Origin of the sequence: Paenibacillus sp. VT-400 (assembly GCF_001029205.1) — a bacterium.
GTDB classification, from domain to species: Bacteria; Bacillota; Bacilli; order Paenibacillales; family Paenibacillaceae; genus Paenibacillus; species Paenibacillus amylolyticus.
Genome location: NZ_LELF01000039.1, coordinates 151,760 through 174,214, shown reverse-complemented (window position 1 = coordinate 174,214; position 22,455 = coordinate 151,760). Strand labels below are relative to the sequence as shown.

The 22,455-nt window shown below is 45.0% G+C and carries 23 protein-coding genes; 7 read left to right on the top strand and 16 right to left on the bottom strand.

Annotated elements, in window-relative coordinates; translation table 11 throughout:
- Positions 1–26: 26 nt before the first annotated feature.
- Entirely contained in the window at positions 27–1,436 is a 1,410-nt protein-coding gene (locus tag EL84_RS02520; RefSeq protein ID WP_047840583.1) for a glycoside hydrolase family 1 protein, read from the top strand.
- A gap of 102 nt (positions 1,437–1,538) precedes the next feature.
- Here EL84_RS02520 and EL84_RS02515 read toward each other — a convergent pair whose 3' ends face one another.
- From EL84_RS02515 to EL84_RS02495, 5 genes are all read right to left on the bottom strand, one after another.
- Entirely contained in the window at positions 1,539–2,759 is a 1,221-nt protein-coding gene (locus EL84_RS02515) for an MFS transporter (protein ID WP_036668281.1), read from the bottom strand.
- A 32-nt stretch (positions 2,760–2,791) separates the two neighbouring features.
- Complete coding sequence (locus EL84_RS02510) at positions 2,792–3,391, bottom strand: TetR/AcrR family transcriptional regulator (protein ID WP_036606079.1); 600 nt, start codon at positions 3,389–3,391, stop codon at positions 2,792–2,794.
- A 120-nt stretch (positions 3,392–3,511) separates the two neighbouring features.
- Positions 3,512–4,660 carry a S1C family serine protease gene (locus EL84_RS02505; RefSeq protein ID WP_047840582.1) on the bottom strand — a complete coding sequence of 383 codons (1,149 nt, stop codon included), beginning with the start codon at positions 4,658–4,660 and terminating at the stop codon, positions 3,512–3,514.
- A gap of 14 nt (positions 4,661–4,674) precedes the next feature.
- Positions 4,675–5,850 carry an FxLYD domain-containing protein gene (locus EL84_RS02500; protein ID WP_161799401.1) on the bottom strand — a complete coding sequence of 392 codons (1,176 nt, stop codon included), beginning with the start codon at positions 5,848–5,850 and terminating at the stop codon, positions 4,675–4,677.
- Positions 5,851–6,136: 286 nt separating this feature from the next.
- The gene (locus tag EL84_RS02495) at positions 6,137–6,553 is read right to left on the bottom strand and encodes a VOC family protein (protein WP_047840603.1); all 417 of its coding nucleotides are present in this window, start codon (positions 6,551–6,553) and stop codon (positions 6,137–6,139) included.
- A gap of 278 nt (positions 6,554–6,831) precedes the next feature.
- On the opposite strand from EL84_RS02495, the gene EL84_RS02490 reads away from it, so the two are divergent.
- Positions 6,832–7,587, top strand: a complete 756-nt coding sequence (locus EL84_RS02490) for a class I SAM-dependent methyltransferase (protein ID WP_047840580.1) — start codon at positions 6,832–6,834, stop codon at positions 7,585–7,587.
- A gap of 113 nt (positions 7,588–7,700) precedes the next feature.
- Here the strand turns inward: EL84_RS02490 and EL84_RS02485 are convergent, their stop codons facing one another.
- Positions 7,701–9,788: a penicillin-binding transpeptidase domain-containing protein gene (locus EL84_RS02485; protein WP_047840579.1), complete on the bottom strand. Its 2,088-nt coding sequence runs from the start codon at positions 9,786–9,788 to the stop codon at positions 7,701–7,703.
- Between the two features lie 177 nt (positions 9,789–9,965).
- Here EL84_RS02485 and EL84_RS02480 point away from each other — a divergent pair, with 177 nt between their 5' ends.
- Positions 9,966–10,370, top strand: a complete 405-nt coding sequence (locus EL84_RS02480; RefSeq protein WP_047840578.1) for a CBS domain-containing protein — start codon at positions 9,966–9,968, stop codon at positions 10,368–10,370.
- A 100-nt stretch (positions 10,371–10,470) separates the two neighbouring features.
- On the opposite strand, the gene EL84_RS02475 is transcribed toward EL84_RS02480, so the two are convergent.
- The 3 genes from EL84_RS02475 to EL84_RS02465 form a co-directional block, all read right to left on the bottom strand.
- The gene (locus EL84_RS02475) at positions 10,471–10,911 is read right to left on the bottom strand and encodes a hypothetical protein (RefSeq protein ID WP_047840577.1); all 441 of its coding nucleotides are present in this window, start codon (positions 10,909–10,911) and stop codon (positions 10,471–10,473) included.
- Positions 10,908–11,357: an SMI1/KNR4 family protein gene (locus EL84_RS02470; RefSeq protein WP_047840576.1), complete on the bottom strand. Its 450-nt coding sequence runs from the start codon at positions 11,355–11,357 to the stop codon at positions 10,908–10,910. Before EL84_RS02470 ends, EL84_RS02475 begins: the two co-directional genes overlap by 4 nt.
- 208 nt (positions 11,358–11,565) lie before the next feature.
- On the bottom strand, positions 11,566–12,042 hold the full coding sequence (locus EL84_RS02465; RefSeq protein ID WP_047840575.1) for a GyrI-like domain-containing protein: 477 nt from the start codon (positions 12,040–12,042) through the stop codon (positions 11,566–11,568).
- A 339-nt stretch (positions 12,043–12,381) separates the two neighbouring features.
- On the opposite strand from EL84_RS02465, the gene EL84_RS02460 reads away from it, so the two are divergent.
- The gene (locus EL84_RS02460) at positions 12,382–12,984 is read left to right on the top strand and encodes a hypothetical protein (RefSeq protein WP_047840574.1); all 603 of its coding nucleotides are present in this window, start codon (positions 12,382–12,384) and stop codon (positions 12,982–12,984) included.
- A gap of 236 nt (positions 12,985–13,220) precedes the next feature.
- Positions 13,221–15,461 carry an S-layer homology domain-containing protein gene (locus EL84_RS02455; RefSeq protein ID WP_047840573.1) on the top strand — a complete coding sequence of 747 codons (2,241 nt, stop codon included), beginning with the start codon at positions 13,221–13,223 and terminating at the stop codon, positions 15,459–15,461.
- A 130-nt stretch (positions 15,462–15,591) separates the two neighbouring features.
- Here EL84_RS02455 and EL84_RS02450 read toward each other — a convergent pair whose 3' ends face one another.
- From EL84_RS02450 to EL84_RS02425, 7 genes are all read right to left on the bottom strand, one after another.
- Complete coding sequence (locus EL84_RS02450) at positions 15,592–16,578, bottom strand: phosphotransferase enzyme family protein (protein ID WP_047840572.1); 987 nt, start codon at positions 16,576–16,578, stop codon at positions 15,592–15,594.
- Between the two features lie 405 nt (positions 16,579–16,983).
- Positions 16,984–17,532, bottom strand: coding sequence for a hypothetical protein (locus EL84_RS02445; RefSeq protein ID WP_152682951.1), 549 nt, complete (start codon positions 17,530–17,532; stop codon positions 16,984–16,986).
- A 4-nt stretch (positions 17,533–17,536) separates the two neighbouring features.
- Positions 17,537–18,301: a hypothetical protein gene (locus EL84_RS32425; RefSeq protein ID WP_235431475.1), complete on the bottom strand. Its 765-nt coding sequence runs from the start codon at positions 18,299–18,301 to the stop codon at positions 17,537–17,539.
- A gap of 126 nt (positions 18,302–18,427) precedes the next feature.
- A complete protein-coding gene (locus tag EL84_RS32420; RefSeq protein WP_235431474.1) occupies positions 18,428–19,120 on the bottom strand; it encodes a hypothetical protein in 693 nt (230 codons plus the stop codon).
- 198 nt (positions 19,121–19,318) lie between these two features.
- Positions 19,319–19,528 carry a helix-turn-helix domain-containing protein gene (locus EL84_RS02435; RefSeq protein WP_036668302.1) on the bottom strand — a complete coding sequence of 70 codons (210 nt, stop codon included), beginning with the start codon at positions 19,526–19,528 and terminating at the stop codon, positions 19,319–19,321.
- 262 nt (positions 19,529–19,790) lie between these two features.
- Complete coding sequence (locus tag EL84_RS02430; RefSeq protein ID WP_047840570.1) at positions 19,791–20,324, bottom strand: isochorismatase family protein; 534 nt, start codon at positions 20,322–20,324, stop codon at positions 19,791–19,793.
- A gap of 42 nt (positions 20,325–20,366) precedes the next feature.
- Positions 20,367–20,753, bottom strand: a complete 387-nt coding sequence (locus EL84_RS02425; protein WP_047840569.1) for an iron chaperone — start codon at positions 20,751–20,753, stop codon at positions 20,367–20,369.
- A gap of 184 nt (positions 20,754–20,937) precedes the next feature.
- Here EL84_RS02425 and EL84_RS02420 point away from each other — a divergent pair, with 184 nt between their 5' ends.
- Together EL84_RS02420 and EL84_RS02415 are read left to right on the top strand one after the other, a co-directional pair.
- Positions 20,938–21,258, top strand: coding sequence for an ArsR/SmtB family transcription factor (locus tag EL84_RS02420; protein WP_036605985.1), 321 nt, complete (start codon positions 20,938–20,940; stop codon positions 21,256–21,258).
- A 99-nt stretch (positions 21,259–21,357) separates the two neighbouring features.
- Complete coding sequence (locus tag EL84_RS02415; protein WP_047840568.1) at positions 21,358–22,440, top strand: saccharopine dehydrogenase; 1,083 nt, start codon at positions 21,358–21,360, stop codon at positions 22,438–22,440.
- Positions 22,441–22,455: the final 15 nt, after the last annotated feature.

Genomic DNA, 22,455 nt, shown 5'->3' with positions numbered 1-22,455 from the left:
CGAATTCAATTTAGGAGGAACTAACCATGAAACATACTCAACTGAAACCATTTCCTAAAGATTTTTTCTGGGGAGGTTCAACCTCTGCCTATCAGATTGAGGGAGCCTGGAATGAAGATGGTAAAGGCCCTTCTGTCATCGACATGGGGAATCATGTGGAAGGCGTAACCGACTTCAAGGTAACCAGTGATCATTATCATATGTACAAAGAAGATGTGGCGTTGCTCGCCGAAATGGGCTTCAAAGCCTACCGCTTCTCCATCGCATGGACACGCATCTATCCGCAAGGAGCGGGTGAGGTGAATCCGAAGGGACTCGCCTTTTACGATTCCCTCATTAATGAGTTAATTAAATACGGTATTGAACCCATTGTGACGATGTATCACTTCGATCTTCCTTATGCGCTTGAAGAAAAAGGCGGGTGGTCCAACCGAGCAACGATTGATGCTTTTGAACAATATGCCAAGACTCTTTATGAGAACTACGGAGATCGGGTTAAATATTGGCTGACCATCAACGAGCAAAATATGCTAATCCTGCATCCTGGCTCTCTGGGTACACTGGATACAACACTTGTTGATCCGCAAAAAACACTGTATCAGCAAAATCACCACATGCTGGTTGCTCAAGCTAAAGCTATGGTCCTGTGTCATGAAATGCTGCCTGAAGCCAAGATTGGCCCAGCTCCCAATATCGGTGTAATTTACCCGGCGAGTTCCAAACCAGAAGACACACTCGCGGCTGATAACTATGCTGCCATTCGTAACTGGCTCTATCTCGATATGGCGGTATATGGACGTTATAACCATATTGCCTGGAGTTATCTCGAAGAGAAAGGATATACGCCTGTCATTGAAGACGGAGATATGGACATCCTGGCTCAAGGAAACCCTGACTTTATTGCGTTTAACTATTATACTTCCCAAACGGTTGGTGAAAGCCTGAACGATGGTAATGACTTCTCCCATACAGGAGATCAGCATGAAATCGTAGGTGAACCGGGCGCATATAGAGGAACTGTGAATCCCAATCTGCAAAAAACGGAGTTTGGCTGGGAAATTGATCCGGTGGGCTTCCGCTCTACCCTGCGCCAAATCTACTCCCGTTATCATCTGCCATTGATTGTTACGGAAAATGGTCTGGGTGCCTTTGATAAACTGGAGGAAGGCGACGTGGTTAACGATCCATATCGTATTGAATTCTTCAATAAACATATCGAACAGATTCAACTGGCTATTACGGACGGCGTGGATGTATTTGGCTTCTGCCCTTGGTCTGCGATCGATTTGGTCAGCACACATCAAGGGTCGAGCAAACGTTATGGATTCATCTATGTGGATCGTGAGGAATTCGATATCAAGGAATTGAGACGTATCCGCAAACAGAGTTTCCACTGGTATCAAAAACTGATTGAAACGAATGGAGAAATTCGTTAATATACGCACTAATAAAAAAAGTCGACTGCACATGAAACATGTGTAGTCGACTTTTTTGGTGTTGATGCATTGAAATGGAAGCTTTATTTTCCAATTATAAAATTACATTTCAGCCTTCGGTTGTTTTACCGCTTTGGCCCCTCTGAGTACTCGTAGGGATAACAGGAAACAGATCGCCAAAACGGCAGCTGCCGAAACATAAGGATAATTAATATTCACATCGAACAGTGCTCCAGCTACGATTGGACCTGCGATATTTCCCAAACTGGTGTAAGCCGAGTTCAGTCCGGCCACAAAGCCCTGTTGTTCTTGTGCCAGTTTGGACATCTGTGTACTGATCGCCGGACGTAAAATATCCATACCCAGAAAGACGATAAACGTTACGACAAGAATCATCCAGTACGTACTTACAAACAAGGTCAACAGTACAAATACGGCTACAAATAACAGACAGACCGATATAACCATCTTTTCACCAAACCGATTGAGCAACCAACCGATCAGAGATACTTGCACAACCGCACCCGCGATGGAGCCAAATGTAATAATAAATGCAATGTCTTTGGTCGTGAAGCCAAACTTGTGATCCACAAATAGTGAAAATACCGTCTCATAGTTCGCCAGACCAAATGCCATAACAAACACAATAATCAAGCTGAAAAAGTACGGTTCACGGTATGAATTCAGCAATTGGGATACCATACCCGGAGCTTTGACCTTCGTTAAACCAGGGATAGGTTTACTTTGTTCTCCTGTGCTTCGCGTGGATTCCGGCAAAATAATCAATGTGATAATTGATGCCAGCAACCCGGCAACCCCTGCGGCGTAGAATGGAATTCGAATGCCAAAGTCCGCAATGTATCCACCAATTCCCGGACCGATGATAAATCCAGTTGTAATGGCTGCATTAATCAAGCCCATACCTTTACCGCGTTCTTCCTCTGTTGTAATATCTGCGGTATAAGCCATAACCGCCGGGAAGATCATCGCCGCACCAATACCACCAAGCATCCGGGCTGCGAAGAGCAAGACTGGTGCATTGACCGCACCAAACATAAACTCGGATACGGCAAAGATCAGCATGCCGCCAACAATAATTTTTTTACGTCCCCATGTATCCGACCAACGACCCGCAAGCGGGGAGAACAGAAACTGGGTGAAGGAAAATGCCGCTACCAGCAATCCAACCGTGAATCCGGTGATATGCAGTAGATCCATATACGCAGGCATGATCGGCACAACAAGACCAATACCTGTAAAAACGAGAAAAATATTAAACATTAACAGCAGCAATGCGCCCCTGTTCCGTGTTAGTAATGCCATGATTCCATCCTCCGTAGTTGTCAAAATGTTGCTTAAGCTTTATCTTTTGCAATCCCGTGCAAGAATACACTAGCGGCCTGACGATATAGAGCGAGAGCCTGATCAGGTTCCATCCCCCGTGACATCTGACTAAGGCCAATAATGGTACTTTCCAATATGAGCGCGAGATTATCTACATTGTCTGCTTTGAACTCACCGCTCTCAATGCCTTGCTCTATCATTTGTTTATTAAATTGAATATGCCGCTCAAACATTAAGGAGATCCGCTCCTCAATATCATTTTCTTTCTTTTCCCCTGTGAAGAACTCATCAGCTGCCTTCGTCAGCGGGTGATTCATATCATCCATGACGAGTTGTTCCGCCAAACCATAAATTTTCTCCGTGGAGGTGCGATAGAGATGTTCTTTGGCCGCCCAGCTCTCTTCCCACTCCCGGTCCCACTCATCGATTAGATAGAGGAACAGACCTTCCTTACTTTTAAAATGGTAATATATATTGCCTTTGCTGCTGCCCGTCGCAGCTACAATATCCTCAATGGACGTTGCTTTATAACCTTTTTGTACAAAAAGGGCTTTGGAAGCATCCGCAAGTTTTTTCTTGGTCTGCTCGGTTTGAAGTTGCTTTTTATTCATATTCATTCCATTTCACTCCGTCCCATCCATACTGAACATTCGTTCTGTATTTTAACAGATGCACCCAATATAAGCAATGAAAAAGGAGAATTGACACGCATGCCCACTCTCCCTCCACAATCATTTCACTTTTTTACCTTTACCATGCAATATTTTCAGTTGACCATTCTCATAACCCAACTGATACTCGACCCGATATTGCGATATTATATATTCCCCATCTTTGCGTTCATTTGCTGTAATCATTGCCTTCACTTCCATCTCGTCATCGCCTTTGTTGACCGAGGATACCTCACTGATGGTCACCTCACTTGTATTCAGATATCCTTCTCTGAACTTGGCATATGTTGTAGCACTCTGCCACTCGCTTCCGAGCAGTGCATAAGCGGTGACATAATCACTCAGATTAAGGCTTGTATAAAAGTCCGTTACAATTCCTTCTGCTTGCAATGTCTTAGTGGCTGAACCCAAGTGAGTATCTCCAGCCGTCCGTACCGACGTTGTGCCAGAAGGATTTTTGGACCACGCCTGCACCTGCTTGAGCACACTAGTCATAGGGATACTGAATCCTATTCCCCCCTCCTGTTCCACGACCGCCGAATTAATGCCGATCACTTCACCAGTCTCCGCACTAATGAGTGGTCCACCACTGTTGCCATGGGTTATTGGTGCAGAAATCTGATAGAGGTTACTATAGATGTAAGGTGCTATTTCAAAGCTACGCCCCAATCCACTGATGATTCCGGTTGTTACGGTGTTCTCTAGCCCAAGTGGACTACCCAATGCCAGAATCTCGTCTCCGGTCTCAGCTTTGGATTTGGCGATGATTAACGGCTTAACTTTTTTCAAATCAGGAACCCTGACTACAGCTACGTCTGTTTCATTCCCAATACCAATAACCGTCCCCTTATATTCCTCATGGTTCAAGGTCCGAATAGTTACTTCATTCGCCCCCTCCACCACATGTGCATTGGTCACGACATCTCCCTGATCATTGTAGAGAAAACCGGAGCCCAATCCGCTGCTACTCTCGATCGTTACAACTTTCTTCTGGCTTTCTTCTATAATCTGTTTGCGTGTCTTCTTCACAGGTTGCTTGGAGGCAGTCGTCGCTGCCGCATTTTCCGTTTCCTTCGCGGCAACAACTGCCAGTCTGGGCCCATCCTGCAACTGATCTGCTGAATGCTGGTGTATCCAGAACACGCCTCCTGCTCCAGCACCAATGATAATAGCACTGGATATGATCGTACTCCATGTTCGTTTGGTCATTCCAACCTGTCCTCCTATTCGAGATACCACGTTGCATTCACAACAGAGATTTCCGCTTCCTCGTACACACCATAATAATAGGTTTCAAAAACACCTTCTTCCCCCACATCCAGCCAGCTTGGATACACATCTGCATAAGTTTGGCCCAGGTATATACCGTCTATATTATAAATATCAATTAAAACTGTAACGGAAGAGATCGGACGAGTTGCATTATTGATCAATGAACCGCTAATATAAAGATCCCCGTACATATCAAGCGTCGCATCAACGTTCACGACACTTACTGCCGCCGTTCGATTCATCAGATCTTCTTCTGCAGCCTGTTGCTCCGCCAGTTGAATCCGATCCGCTTCCGCTTTTTCAAATGCCTTTTTTTCACTGAGCACCCGTTCACGATACGAAGTCAGTTTTTCATTTTCCGGCGCATAGGACAATCCCTGGTCAACCGTTTGTAACGCAATTGTGAAATTCTTTTGCTTTACTTGCTGTTCCGCCTCTTTATAACTTATGCTTGCGAGCTTGTCGACAATTTGCTTCTCTACCGTCTCAGCTTCCTTGCCTTTCAGGTCTGATATAGTGTCCAACTTCTCGGCTAGTGCCTCAATTGTTGTCAAACTGTCGATTTCCTTTTTCACCTTCAATACGGCCAGCGTTACCTTTCTGTTGTTGAATGCGGCACGCACTTTGGCAAAAATAGGTTCTTCCCGCTCCATCAACGCTTTGGCTACAGCCTGAATGGTCTTGTCTCCTGCGGACAGCTTTCCTGTCTTCAAACTTGTGGACGCCTCATCCAACTGATTCATCATGTTGAACGCCTTCGCCGTAATTTGCCGATCCTGTATAAGTGCATCATAGTTCGGTCGTTTCGTTAGAGCGCTGTCCAGCAGTTGGAGAGCCTCTTTATATTTTCCCTCTAGTGCAGCCTGTTCCGCCTGTTGGTGCAGTGATTTAACCTCTGCATTTATACCTGTTTCCTGCTTGTAATAATACGTTAGCAAAGCTCCTACAACTACTGCCAGAAGTATGGGAATAATCCAGCTAAATGCAAGACCTTGTCCCGTATTTCCCTGTTTGGAAGCCGGTTGCTGCTGACGGGACAACGAATCAAGTGCTTTTTGCGTTCCTTTATCCATGTCTATGGCTGTTTCTGCCCAGATCTGCTCCTCTGTAGAGCTTGGTTCTTTCAATTTGGTACTACACTTTCTGCACGTGTTATCCGCCGGACTGTTTTTGGTCCCACATACATGACAATACACCCTGATCCCTCCACTTAAGAACATATGTATACTTTGCTTTCCTGGGGTTCGCCTATCGCATCAATTGCTAAAAAACACCAACATGAATCGATATTTATCATATAGTAAAAAGGAATATTACACCATATATTCTGTAGATCTCATGTTTAAACGAGTCATACTGGATGCAAAAGAACCTTCCTATTAATCTAGGAAGGCTCTAGTTATTTTCAGTTTATTACTCGGAAGGAAAAGCGCTGAGATCCATATAGGAAACTTCCCACAGGTGATCATCCAGATCCTGAAAACTCCATCCGTACATAAATCCGTGATCCTGTGGTTCGTTGGATGGCTTCCCTCCTGCATCGAGGGCAGCTTGTACAATTACATCTACCTGCTCACGGCTATCTACAGACAGGGCAACGATGACTTCGGTTGTATCGGCGGCATTGGAGATTTTTTTCGAAATGAAGGATTGGAAACGTTCCTCCACCAGAAGCATGGCGTAAATATTTTCCCCGATGATCATACAAGTAGCAGACTCGTCCGTAAAATTGGCGTCAAACTCAAATCCCACCTTTGTAAAAAACTCAACGGATTTCTTTAAATCTTGAACAGGTAAATTGACAAAAATCTGCTTAGCACGAATAGCCACCATTGATCACCTCGAACTCATAGAATACATTCCACCTCAAAATAACACCTCGCGAATACGCTGTCAATTGAATATAATGGAGACATTCCAACTTGTGAGGTGACACGGATGTTGCTCCGTATTGTTCGAAGTAATTAGTCGTCGGGCTGGGTCAAAACGCGTACCAGCTATCAAGGGACACGTCTGTCCATTTGATCCTATTCGACCATTTACATTAGAACGATTTGGCACAACTCTCTTGTCCTGTTCAAACAAACTCACATTGGAGGAATATGAAAATGAAAAACAAAATAGATTACGCTGACTTTTATGAACGCGTAGGCCGGACGAATGGCTGGAACTTCAGCTCCATGAACGTTGTCTCGGAGAACATCGGATGGAACTTCTATGAGGAAGTTGTTCGCCATACGCGATCGTCCGATCTGTTGCTGGATATTGGAACAGGTGGTGGAGAAGCCATTCTGTCCATTGCGGAAGAAACTTTATTGCTGGTGGGAATTGATCTCGCTCAAGGAATGATTGAGACCGCACAGCATAATCTTCAGGCTACGGGCGGTCATTCCAATGTACGCTTTCTTCATATGGACGCAGAAAAACTGGATTTTCCAGATTGCTTCTTTAATGTGGTATCTTCCAGACACTCAAGATTCTCTGCTTCAGAAGTATTTAGGGTTCTTGCTCAGGGTGGAGTATTTCTAACCCAGCAGGTCAGCGAACATGATAAATCCAACCTTTCAGAAGCTTTTGGCCGTGGACAGAGTCTTGGCATTCAACCTGGCACATTGATGGAACGATACAAGCATGAACTTCAAAGAGCAGGTTTCCATGACATTCAGGCCCGTGAATATAATGTGGTGGAGCATTACGCTACACCTGAAGATTTGATGTTTCTCCTAACCCATGCACCCATCATTCCTGATTTCGGAAAGGTAGACACTGACTTCGAGCGATTCCAGCAGTTTGTGAATGAACATCACGACGAGAAGGGCATTCGTACCAACTCGGCACGCTTCATGATCACTGCAAGGAAATAAATGATCCCATATTGAATAAAATGAAACTAAAAAAGACCCAGTCTCATGTTCGAACTATAACATGGTGACCGGGTCTTTTTATGATGTTTGCGAGGCTATATATTAAATCGGATTTACTGCGTAATCTCCAACTTTTCCAAAAAAGGCTTTAATTTATCCACGACATAGTGGCTTCCACCTCGGCCGTTCACCTCTTCAATTACAGCGGATAACAGGAAGGTCAGAGAGTCGGTATCAAACACTACGAAAAATCCGTTTTCCTGCCCCTTCTCTCCCTTCTTCGCTTTCAGTTCCGCTGTTCCCGTCTTGCCCGCGAGTCCTCCAGGAATTGAATTCAAGGTATGGGCGGTGCCTCCCTGCCGGGAAACAACTTCTCCCAAAGCATCCTTAACCGTATTTGCGGCTTCCGGAGTAATGATTACCTCAGGGTCAGTGCTTTCTTTTCCCTCGATCAGAACAGGTTTCACCAGTTTCCCTTCATTAATAAAAGGTGTAAATGACGACGCCAGATGTATCGGGGACATTAACATCTCCCCTTGCCCGTAGGACGTATCAGCGAGTAATACCTCGGAAGACAGATCCAGATGTGCTTCGTTGGCATATTGGCTTGGCTTCAGATACAGTTCATCCAGTCCAAAGTTATCGCCAAAACCAAACTTCTTGATCCCATCAATAAACTTGGCGCTACCCATCTCGATCGCTTCCATCGCAAAGTAAATATTGTCCGAATACACCAGAGCATCGACCATGTTAACCGGGGATAAACTCTTCACACGCTTAACATAATAACCGCCCCAGCTATCGTCTTTACGCCATTGCAAGCCAGAGATATCATGGGTTTTGTCCGCTGTAGTCACCTTCTCCAGCAGTCCCGCTGCGGCTGTAATCGCTTTGAAGGTTGATCCTGGTGCATACCGGGTAGTGACTCTGTTGATAAAAGGAAGCTTCTCATTCGCCGAATAAGCATCCCATTCTGCCTGAGTAAGTCCTGTGACCATTTTGTTCGGGTTATAGGAAGGCGCACTGACCAACGCCAGCAGGTTGCCGTCCGTCGGATTCATTAGAACCATTGCACCGGCATCTCCACCACTGGATAATGTCTGATACAATTTCTTTTGTTGTTTGGAGCTAATCGTCAGTTGTACATTCTGTCCATCTACAGCATCCTTGCGAATAAGCTCAGAACGAGAGTTACCGGATTCATCGGTGATTTCGATCAGACCACCACGTTCACCACGCAGCTGTTTCTCCATGGACTGCTCCAAACCCGCTTTGCCGATCCAATCTTCTGCGCGATAATACCCTTCCGTATCCTTATCCAGATCTTCCTTGGTGGCTTTGCGCACGTAACCAATCAGGTGCGCAGCCGCCTCGCCGAGTGGATAATAGCGGATTTCCTTGCTTTGCATCGTAACCCCGCTTAAAGATTCTGGCACGTCAAACTCCTCCGTTGAACCAATCGGGACAAAATACTCCGGCTTCACCCATGTCTGCGCAAGCGCCTTGTGAATGGCATCTTCCGAAACCTGATAATGGCTCGCGATTCGGGTAATCATCTGGTCCGGGTTATCACCAAGTTTCTCAGGTACAATGCCCCATTCATTCATCGTCCCCGTGGTAGCGAGCGGCAAACCATCACGATCCACAATGTCTCCACGATCGGGGAACAGTGTCCTCACTCGTACCTTACTGCCCTTAGCCATGTCATTCAGGATCAGCGAAGGCTGCCAGTTAATTTGCCAGTTTTTGCCCCCGTCCTCAAGCTCGTGCCGGACCAGTTTTAATGTATGCGTCTCACTGACTTCACCCAAAAAAGTTGTCAGTTGCAGGTTGTAATCCACCTCATACGTATCCGGGTTTTGTTTCTCTGCATCGGTCTTACTGCCATCGGAAGTCGTTTCGGCAACCTCCACAGGTTTAACCTCCGCCTTGACGGTGGATACTTCCATACCCGAATAGATCGCATTGTATTTCTCAACAAATTGTTCTTTGTTCATGCCCGACTCTTGCAGCGAAGCAGGTGTCATCAAGGTGTACAACTGGTCAAATTCTTTTTTTTGCAGATGCTCTATGTACTGATTCACGGTAGTCTGGGGTTTGGCCTCTGCTTCTTTGTTATTCTGCATGTATAGATACATTCCGATTCCACCTGCAAACAAGATGGGCAGCAGTCCGTACATTAATTTACGTTTGGATTTCATGGTTACATCACCTCTAATATACACTATAGATTTCCAGAGCCATTTAAACAATGAAACAAATCTGACGAATTTATCATTAAAAATAGCCGAAAGCTCACATAATATGTTTAAATAAGGAGAGTGAGATTACATACTAAAGCTTTTTTGCTATGCAAAAGGCTGAAAAGGAGCCCGATGATGGAAATCAGCTATTTTTTACTCCCCAAAGCCGAAGTGGCCTATATCAAGTCTACCGCTTCCATGAAAGATGCTATTGAGCAATTGGAATCGCAACACTACACCGCCATTCCCGTGATTGACCAGGATGGAAAATATGTTGCGACCCTGTCCGAAGGCGATTTGTTATGGAAAATGCGAAATACACCCGGATTGACTTTTGATACGATGGATCAGGTTCAGGTCCATGAGATTAACAATCGGGTATATAATGAATGTGTATTCATTGAGGCTGAAATGGAGGATATGCTGACACTTGCAGCAGACCAAAATTTTGTGCCCGTGGTGGATGTCGATCGTGTCTTCCTCGGTATTATCCGTCGTAAGGATATTATTGAATACTATACGCGTAACATTTCGGATTAGATGAAGCCAAACATCCCGTAATAATCGAAGGGTACTCCTGTGGTCATATTTTGGCCAAACCGGGGTACCCTTTTTGTTTCATGGTCTGGTCGGAATCACTCTACTTGCGCTTAGCCCGCTCTTCAATGTAATAACTCAACACGTCCCTCGGGCTTCCCTGAAATGCACGCTCTCTGCCGAACTCATACGCCTGATGCAGATACGAATACGCCTCGTCATGCTGTTCAAGTCTTATGCAGATCATACCGAGATCGATCAACGGACTTGTACTTCTATCCGAACTCCGCGTACTTAACGATATCTCAGCCCACGGCTTCGCCAGTCCATACTGCTTCAGATCGATATGTGCATTCGCATGACAGGATGCAATCCAGCTTGCAATCTCCCATTCCATCTTCGGCTCGGGCAACATGCCCCATGCCTGATCATAATAGATAAGTGCTTGTTCATGCTGCTGCGTCTCATCCAGCATATTACCGGCTTCTACCGTTTCTACAATTTGTCGCTCCAGTTCGACATGTTCCGGTGTTAGATCTTTCATTGCACCGTATCCTCCTCTAGAACGAAATACCACTCCAGAAAAGCATTGAAATCAGCCCACTGCGGCTCACTCTCACCATTAAGAAACCGTTCAATCGATTCGCCCAGTTCCACCAGCACCACTTCTCCCGTCTGACGGTTGTAGAAAAATCCACCTTCACCTTCAAAACTGTCCAGTGGAATATACGCCTCGGGAAGTCCCAGTGTAAGCTGTGCTACATTCATGTCTTCCATATACACGGTGTTCTCCATAAACCAGCAGATCTGATACAACTCCTGATGCCTGCTGTAGAAAGTTGGTCCATCCTCTGCATGTAAATAAAATTGTGCAAAATCCGATTGAAGATCAATTCCAAGCTTCCGCAATGCTTCTTCGTAGGCTGCTGGAACATCTTCATGCCACCAGCCTTGCTCCTGGCAATGATCAATCACTTTATTGGATAACATCGCAGACCTCCTAATTCAATTTTGCTCACAATACCTGTTCAAAAAGATTGGTTTTCAGTACCGAGAAGATGGGATGAAGCTAGAAATGGAGTAGCGGAGCGTAGGGAAACTACGTGAGCAACGGACATTTCGGCTGAATTCCATATTCAATGCTGATGATGCCTCTAGGCATCCTTCGTAATCAAAAGCGGACTTTTTGAACAACCTCTTATAGTGATTTTACAGGTATCCAGACTTGGGGAGGTATGCCATCACCTCTGTACACTTCAAGTTCTGGAATCCCTGCATGCTGATATGAAGTGGAAAGAAACCACTCTGTCATAATATAGTGCCACAACCGTTGTATCGCTTCCGGCTCTAGTTCATCAGCTTCAAATACGACCCAATGGGACGCAGGAAGTTCGATGGACACCAAACCTTCAGGCACTTCACCTGAGTAAGAGGTAGCAATCCAATACTCCATTTGATTATCCTTCAGCTCTCTCTGATCTACACAGATGCCCACCAGACCGGGAATAGCTCCGTTATTGAACCCGTTTAAAAGTTCCTCAATGCCGTCTGCCAAAGCATCCTGCCACATCTTAGGAATTTCTCTTAAATTCTCTCCACCCACACAAGAGAACGTTCGTTTGATGCCCACAAAGGTAAGGGACTGTTGTTCGATCACATTATCATTCACATTCATTAGATGGACTCCTCTCCGAGAGCGATACGGGGCACGGTTCTCCATGACCCATTCATGTTGTCTCATACTTGAGATGTATCTCCGTTATGTCCTACAGATACTTTATCAAAAGAGCAGAACGATTGGAAATAGCGCCGGTGCTACTGGTCATATGAAAGTAGCAGGAACAGAAGTAGACGTGCGATTCATGACTTAAAAGAATATTTACCTACCATTCGTTCCTGCTCGATGTTGGGAGATAGACATACTGGGTTCTTCCCGTCCTTCATTTCCTTATTCTGGTGCAACTTTCTCCCTAGTCGTTCGTCTAACTACTGACCAACAACTAAGGAGATGAATATGCGAATAACTTGCAGCCCCGGTTTTCCTGGAAGCATGATTGGATCGATTGATCTTCAGCCATCGAAGTATTACACCCCACCTTCCAGTAACAGCAAGATCACAGATTATGTTGACCCCGAACTCATTACCATTCCCTATGTGGATGATCCGGAATTCGGATTACACTTTGACAACATGAAGGTTATGAACGGAACTTATAAAGATGAAATGCATGTGAGCTATGATGTCGAATTTACGATTGATGTAGATAAAAAAGGTTATATTACGCAATTTGAGCATACGTTCCAGCTGGAACGTTATCTGGATCTGGTTCGCACACAGTCCTATAAAGTGATCAAGACAAACTGGCGTGGACAAACATTTCACGTGATGACGTACAGTTACCTGGAGGAAGTCATTCATCCGAAAAATGTTCTTTTTAAATGTAACCTCGCAGAAGACGTATTTGTGGTAGCTGAACTTGTCTCCAATCGCTCAGATGAAAGCGTAACTGAGCACGGTATCAGGGATCTTCATTTCCGTGCATTAATCTCGGCACGAGATGATCTGTACCCATTAGATTATATGTGTGAGCCTGATTTCGACCTGAGTCTCGACTAAAAAGTAGATACATATGTAAAAAGAGCATAAGCTGTCCCGAATCAGCGGGGTGGCCTGTGCTCTTTTTTTAACAAATGAACCACCAACTCCCTAATTTAAACATCCTCCTTCACATGCTCGGCCTTATGCTCTCATGCCTGGCTCTAAGCAAAACCAGCTGTAATGTCGATGAATATACCATAATGCTGAACATGCATATGTTCTTCGTACGTTCAGATATGAGAGGGGTTGGAAACATGGTTTACCGGAAAAATAAAATACATTCATTGTTCACTCTGCCCTTGGCAGGTTTGCTGTTTCTGTTATGGGGTGCTCAAGCGGCACATGCGGAACAGGTCGACAGTTTGTTACCTGAGCGAAGTCAGCAGGAGATTGTCCAAAAGTGGAATCAGTGGATGAATGGCAATGATACATCTCCCCTGTATACAAAGACACCTTCGACAAGTGCTCCCTACTCTGCTGGTGTGGTAAGTGACGCCTATCTGGAACAAGGGCTGAATGCAGCCAACTTTTATCGTTTTATCACGGGGCTACAGGGCGATCTTGTCCTTGATCCGGCATTGAATCGTCAAGCCCAGCATGGGGCTGTTGTGGTCTCCACGGGTGGATACCTGTCCCATTCTCCAAAACAACCAGGAGATATGCCAAAGGATTTCTTTGACACCGGTTCAAAGTCTGCCAGCAGCTCCAATCTGTACGTTACCAGCAGTGCAAAGAATAACGTCCTGACAAACAGCATTCAGGCCTATATGAATGATTCGGATGCCTCCAATATTGATCGATTGGGTCACAGGCGCTGGATTTTGAGTCCACAACTGCAACGAATCGGATTTGGACTCGCCACTCGTAGTGAAGCAGGCAAGACATATGATCAGTACTATAGTGCCATGCAGGTATTTGATAAAAGCAGAACGGGGGGAACTTCGTTCAACTACAGCCTGTTCCCGAATCAGGGCGCATTTCCAATCGAAGCTTTTGGCAGCACACAGGCCTGGTCTGTTCAACTGAATACAGATGTATTTGCGAAACCATCACTATCTGAGGTACAGGTCGAGATGACTCGGACTTCCGATCAACGTACATGGACCTTTAATGCAAAGAATCAGAACAGTGGCTTTCCAACCGGTTATTACAACGTGGACCCTGCGGATAAACAATGGTTTAATCAAGCCTATTTCAATGTAGAGACAGGTGGATATGGATACGGCTACGCCATCATATTCCGTCCCGACGATGTGCAATTGTTAAAAAACGGCGATACGTTCAACATTCGAATTACAGGTCTGCAAAAGAAAAACGGTACTGCAGCGGAAATCTCATACTCCACACGTTTCTTCCATGTGGACGGTGTTCAAGATACAACACTTACCCGTATAACGCCAGGACAACCAAACCTGAAAGTCCGAGCAGGAGAACAGATTGATCTGCCTTCAATCACTGCCGTGAATGATAACGGAACATCCTATGTTCCACAGTCTAACGTTTCCTTCACCACGACGTCAGATCGCATCGCCATCAAGGATGGAAAAATCATTGGAATTCAGGCTGGTAAAGCCGAAATTCGGATTCGTTTTGAAGGGAAAGAAGCGGTTGTCTCTGTTACGGTCACGGGAATCCCCCAATTAACTGATATTCGCACACATTGGGCGAAAGATGCCATTCAATGGGCCGTCCAACAGGAGATGGTCAGTGGATACGAGGATGGAACGTTCAAACCCAACAATCAGGTGAGTGAAGCCGAATTCCTCTCCATGTTGTTTAAGCTGTATGCGAATTCCCATGTCATTCAGAGCATAGATGCTGTAGAGGGACAAGCTATCAAAGGAAACATCTGGAGTGACCGTTACTACACCTATGCTTCCGCGTTGAATCTGAAACTGGATGCCAGCAAACAGAATCCGAAGCTTCGCAATCATGCCTTGAACCGAACAGAAGTAGCCGTAATCGTGGCGGGGCTTGGCGGTAAAAATTATACCCAGGATGAAGATGCCATCCGGTATCTACTGAACATGGGATACTCTTCCGGCAAAACTGCAGCTACGGTGCAAGGTTATGCGGGACAAGAATCCTTGACCCGGGCTGAGGCTGTTGTTTTTCTCCAGAACCTGAAGGAAAAAGGCTTCGAACTATGGAGCAGGCCGAAGAATGCCACTGAAGCTACCGAGAATGAAAAGAACGGCGGACTACCGGATCAGACCATGAAAGCAGTATATTCTTCCGATCACACACTGGTCCTTCAAGGTACGTTCCCGGCGTATGCCAACCAGACGATGCCGATCAAAATCCATGGTCCTTCGCCTGCTGTAGAGCACATCCAGACGCAGCAGGTTACAACAGATGCCTATGGCAATTTCAAATTAACGGTAAGTAACCTTGATGCGAAGGAACTTAACCTCTATGTGGACGTGCGCGAAGATTATTCCTATTGGATCAGTGTAGAAGCGGGGCGTACTGCGATAAGTGATTATACGGAGTAACATATAAAAACCAGCTTAGGAATTCTACATTGAATTCCCAGCTGGTTTGTTTTTTCTCGAAATATATTATTTCTGGTGTGAACATCACATGTTTTTATTGAATTGGAGAAGCGTCGGTCTGCACTAGAAATTAAATCGGATGATCGAATTGCTCTGCCTTTTCTGTCATTATCCTCGTTAACCTCACTCTTAGTCCGCCAATCCACTCCGGCTCATGTGACCACTGCTCTGCAACAGATCGAAGCATACGCACATAACCGTACAAGTTGGCAAAACGGCGACAAGCGGGGAACATACTCTCCAGATCATAACGTTCTCCTGCCTTGGACCAGTAACCGTTCAGGAACAATTGTTTCTTCTGCTCCCATTGTTCAGGCTCGATCTCCTCACTTAAACTATCCAGACTCTGTTCCACGTCCATTGCATACCAGTGATACATCGCGTCATCAAAATCAATGGCATAACAAGACTGGCTACCTTCATCATAGAAGACATTGTCCAGTTCAAAATCGTAGTGGATGAGACCGAAATTTTGCTGGGTCATCGGTAAAGTCGCAAAATACGTTCGAAGAAACTCCACCTCATTCAAAGCAGCCGTTTCACCAGGAAAACCCTTCAGGATCTCCTGCATCCAATCCAAAACATCCGTATAGGTCCAGCGTTTCTCCTTTTGCTCAGGCATGAATATACGTGATAAATGATGCAGCTCACCCAACGCCTGACCATAGCTGTACAGGATGGAGTCATTCAAATCAATACTTCCTAACTGCGATCCGGGTACTCGCTTGAATACGGAAGCATAGTACGTTCCCCATGGGGTGTGAGCCTCTACAAGTTCTGTCCCTGAATGAGAAGGTACAGCCTCCATGGCTCCATACTGATTCGTTCGAAGATAACGGAGGAACTCCAATTCCGCGCTAAGGTTGACTTGATTTTTTTCCTCTACCGGAGCAAATCGAAGTAATCTCACTTCCCCCTGATCTCTGAACGGATACACGGCATTGGAGGATATGCGATAATACTGAAACATATTCAGCGACTCAGGATCATAGTTCCAATTCTTTAGGATCATCTCGGCAAGATCATTATTTTGAAATAAATATTTTAATTTTAACATGGGCATTTCTCCTTTTTGGTCATTTTATGTGTATTGCTTGTAGGCAACGAATGCTTATTTTTGCGCGCAAAAAGCCGCAGGCTATGCCTGCGGCTTCAAAAAAATTCTGAGTGTATGAGAAATTTGCACAAGCAAATAAAACTCGCATACGCCAGAAAAAATGAGCAGTTATATCCCTATATATCGGCAGATCTCAGACCGGACTGGGAAACTGGATGTTTTCACCCTGCATTTGATGGTCTGCCGGAATTATTCAGTTCATGCTTACCTTCATTGTAGTAATGGAACATACCATCTTAGACCGTCGTTTCATGACGCTCACTCCCTTCAAAAAACCAGTTGTTACCATAATAGCCGATAAGCCAAATGTAAGCAATTACAAAATGATGATAATCCCATCATTTTTTACTGGACAACCCTCACCCGTTCCACCGTCTCGGTGTTGTCCTTATACCACACCATCACGATGTTTTCTTTTTGAAGATCAGACACTTGAATGGACGAATTCGCACGTGAGCTGGAATTGCCCGAGCCCGGCGTCCCCATACCTTCAGTGATAACAACATCATCACCTATATTCAATCTCATCTCCACTCCGGTATCCTTCCACTCCATGCTTGGAGATGAGGTATCCTGCACCTCAAGTAACGCCAGCGTAACTGTGTTTCCATTCACGGAGATGACTCTACCAGTAATGTCGGCATTCATCATCCCCTGCGTCATGCCAGGACTGCCTGTTCGATCATTCATGCCCGCGGTGCCTCTTCCACCTCTCGGTGTTCCTCCATTCATGCCCAGGCCACCACCATTCGGCATACCGCCACCGTTCATGCCTTGCACAGAACTGGTCTTGGTAATATTCTGAGCGGTTATAACATCACAGGCCGTAAGCATAACCGAGTACACTAGCCAAAGGAGTATTGTAACCGATGTGAAATATTTATTTTTTCGCATATGATCACCTTTTTCTCAGGGAATATCTCTCCAAGGTACCTTCACGATGGAATATGAAATCATACGTATCTTTGAAACCCATATAGGACAGCACAACCAACAACGGATATACAGGGTAGATGTATCTGGACTTAATCTCCCACAGAATATAAAATCCGATGAATCCGAGAATGACCAGGATTAAGGAGACTTCATCATACCGTTTAAGACAAATTCCACCAATCAACCGGATGGAATTAAAACAGTACATCAAGAAATTCATCACATATACGATCCAGAGCAAACCTGTCCGATAAGCCGAATCCCCTTGTAACAGTTCTGTTATCGCATTGGTGTAACTGTAGGAGCCTGCGATTCCGCCTCCCCCTCCTCTTCCGGCACCCATGGAACTTTCATTGCCGATTCCGTAGCGGTCCATCTGGTACGTTCCTTCGGTCCAGGTCCATACGATCTTTTTGTAATACATCTGCACCAAGTCACTCGCACTTGCTTCAGACAGTTTGTTTCCAATCTCTTGTTTAAATAATGCTGTGCTCTCTGCCTTACTGTAGTTGGCCTGCCTCTGGTAGATCTGATAACTCTCCGTATTGTCCCAGAAGCCAAAACGCTCCAGATTAATCCCCATATTCAGCCACATATAGACCGGTGCAGCATTTTCTCCGACGAGTTCGCTCACAGCAGCGGAGGATTGAAGAACCGCATTCTGAGTCCAGGTTGGTACATTAAACAACATAGCCAGCACACCAATGGAAATGATGACTTTCTTCATTCCGATGCTCCGCAAATTCAGCAGGATATATATGATAGCAGCAATTAGGACGATCACGCCGATGCTTCGGAAGTAATTGCCCATCGCGAGAAAAACGGCGGCAATGACAATTGTTTTCCAAGACTTTTAACGCACAAATCGAATAACAAAGTATAAACAAGATGTCAGAAAAGCTGTGGCAATCACATCGTTATAGATCAGGTTGTTCAGGAATAAGGAAGGCAGGTACGTGGCTGCAAAGATCAACACACCGTAATCACGTTCCGTGGATCTGTCATTCACTTGTTTATAAATAAGATAAATCATGAACGTTGTTAACGTTGAAAACAAAATATTAAATAGTTTGATGACCAGATAGTTATCCGGGAACAGGTACAGCAGCGTTTTCAGGTACAATACGATCGAATAGTTAAACGGGAACATGTGCAGATAACCACCCTTTTCAAACGAAGAGTAGTCTTGGTCATACAGCATGTTCATGGCAAGTGAAAGAACGGTCTGCGAATCATCGGTGGGTACTCTCGGAAATACAAAAATGATGATGATCTGAAAGGCCAAAGAACTTAGCAGCACAATCGGAATGACAACTTTCGGACTGTATTTGTTCAGCTTCAGACATAGAGCGTATAACCCGACACCTGAACCAAGAAGCAAAAGAATGACCGGGAGAAAAATACTCCACTGCTGCATGCCCAAAATGGGATTGTCCCCATACAAGGCGTAGTTGTACTGTGCCCGAACCAACAAGGACGAAGCAATAAACACCGCAACAAACACGAGCAAAATGAGATAAAACGACTTATGCAGCACCTTAGACATGCAAAAACTCCTTTTCGATTACAGGATTCCGTGAGTATTATAATGGCTCTGGCTGAAAAATCGCTGAAAAGGAGTAACGCTTGCGATCGGTGCAGCTCAGTATGTGTATACAAACAGAAAAAGACCGTCCCTTCGATAAGGTAACGGTCTATATGTCCAATTTTTTAAAAGTATAGGGCCTTAGCTAAATGTTGAAGATCACTTCTCGTCCTTGATAAACTCAATGATATCCTGGATTTCACAATCCAAAGCCTCACATATTCGATTCAGCGTATCGAACTTCACACCATCGGTTTCTTCATTATATAATTTGGCAATCCCATTTCTATGTAATCCGGTTAGTCGGGATAAATCAGCAATATTAATTCTTTTCTCACCCATAATACGAGATAAATGAACCTTGATCATACGAATTCTCCTCCAAACTAAAATGCACACTGTGATGTTGACAAAGGGTGCCTTATTCTGTCCAATACACACAGATAGACCGCCCCCCCTCGCAAAAGGATGCGGTCTATTGTTGGATCATCTTTCTAAGCGGAGCCCACCGCTTTTAAAAGCGGCTATTGCTCGGAGGAGTCGTGTTACCAGCACGGCTCTCTTTGCATTTTACGTCTAATCTGCTCTTATTATACCATACTCAAATCTCCGGCGTCACATGTAAACCACGCTAGATACGATACATTTCTTTATACTCATCCACATATAAAACTTCAATACAATTCGACCAATTCAAAATCGAACCGACAAAATCCTGAATATCCAGACCCGGCATCTCATACGTCTCCGCTGTGTTCACCGAACCTGTTGCGTCCTCAATCAAGGTTACCTTAAACCCTTCGTGTTCCGCTGTAATTGCCGTAAACAGACAACAATATTCCATGTTGAATCCAACAATAAATACATGTTCTACTTGATGCTCTTGTAGCCAAGTTTTTAGCTCCGGATTGCTGAAGGCACTTGGTTTGCTTTTCTCCATAACGGGATACTGACCCGTACCCATTATAATTTCCAGGTTCGCAGCATTTTTATAGAACAGTGAAGAAGCCTCCTGATCGTAATCTACATGTTTCATGTATATGATTGGCTCATGTTGCTGTTCAAAATCAGCGATAACCGCTTCAATCTTGCCCAACTGAACTGTGAAATCCTTTAATGATGTAATACCATACTGCACATCCAACACGATTAGTGCTTTGTTCATCTGTACTTCCCCTTCAGTAGACTAACAGGTTTTTACCATTTATCACTTCTTCTGCTTCTTCTCCCGAGCTTTTTCCACATTTTCTTTCACGCGATACTCCACAATCCGGCGAATGAGATCCTCGGGCAATGGCTGATCCAGCGGAAACTGGACAGACCCCTTTCCCCCTTTATACTTGGAGAGTTCCTCCTGGAAAGCTTGAATTCCCCTGGGAGCAGGGTAAAACCCAATATGATGCTGGTAAGCGGCAAAATGAACCAAATTCCCATGCTGTGCATACGTAGGCATCTGGTAACTGATCTTCTCTTCGGCGTTCGGAGCCGCTTCACGAATAATCTGTCTTAACGCCTGTAATCTCACCTGTACATCGGGTGCAAACTCTGAGATATATTCATCTACCAGCACCGAATAATGGTTACTCTCAGCCATCTTGGACTCCTTCCACCACGGATACATCAATGGATTCGTGGTACGGGCATATTTGCTTATATTGTACTTCAAATGGACAAACGGAACAGCTATTTTCCTGCAACTTGGAATGTTAAATTTGATTTTTAAGTGAACTAAGCCTTATAATACGTTTAAACAATTAAACATTATAACGGAGTGAGCCATGAACGAATCGATGGGTAACCAAAAAGTTATTGATATTTTCGAGAATCTAAGTCCTTATCTTCAAGGTTTGGGAGATCCCGTTCGCCAGCGAATCATATCGCTGCTCATTGATCAAGAGAGCATGAACGTATCCCAGATTGCAGAGCATGTCCCCATGTCACGCCCTACGGTCTCTCATCACTTGAAAATATTGCGTCAATCCGGGCTGTTATCGGTTCAGAAAAAAGGTACGGAGATGTATTACAAGCTGGAGTTCAACGATGCGATCGAATTAATCAAACAGCTCGTTCATCTCGTGGAAGTGGAATGTCAGAGCTAGCGCATACCGCGCTGGTGTACTGCATTCCTTTTCTTCACCTCTATATGTTCAATAGTTTAAACATATAAGTACATAAACATATCAACGGAGGTATATAGAATGAATAGAAAAAGAGTTCTCATCGCTGGAGGCTATGGTGCTGTAGGTGCACAGCTTGCCCGCATTTTGCATGACAGGCATCCTGATCTGGAATTGGTACTGGGAGGCCGTTCTGCAGGTAAAGCAACACCTTTTCCATCCAATCGTGTCCAAACGGTTGTTGTTGATACCAATGCAGACGATCCACTGATTCACGCAGGAGAGAATATATCGTTAATCATTAATGCAGTGAACGATCTGGATGATCGGCTACTGGTATCGGCAGTGCGGAGAAAAATTCCACTTATCGATGTAACACGCTGGACTGAGGTGTTCAATCAAGCGATCCGTACAGTAGAGCAGGAAGAGCTTCATGCTCCGGTAGTGCTGTCCTCTGGATGGATGGCAGGAACGGCGTCACTCTTTGCCATGATACTTTCTAACTCTCTGCAACATGTCGAAGTAAACATTCATGCCCTATGGTCGCTGCGGGATAAGGCCGGCCCTGATTCGGCAGCCTTCATGGACAGGATGAGTATTCCTTTTCAGGTCACCGAATCCAACACGAACCGACTCGTCTACCCCATGACAGATCCGATTAAGGTTCATTTCCCGAACGGGTATACGACCCCATGTTACAGACTGGACACACCCGATCACGTCACTTTGCCTCATACCAGCCATATCGATTCCGCCAGTTTCCGCATTTCATTCGATAGTAAGGTATCTACATATGCTCTCGCCGGATTGGTCAAAACCGGAGTATGGAAGATGATCAGTGGTGAACGTTTCCAGCCATTCCGGCGGAAATTGCTCTATAATCCGGGAACCGGGAGTGCACATCATCTGGTCATTCAATTGAAAGGGCTGGATGCGAAAGGTAATCAGGTTGAACGAACGATGACGGTCTCTGACCCACTCGGTCAGACCCACATGACTGCACTCGGCGCTGCGGTGCAAGCCGAGAAGATACTGATGATGCCAATGGACAAACCTATGGCTCCAGGCATCTATTATCCTGAGCATCTGTTTGATGATCGAATGGACATGGGTGTGGTTACTCATTTTTTCAAACAATACGGCGTTCAAGTAACCCACTCCTGATCCAGACACAACAAA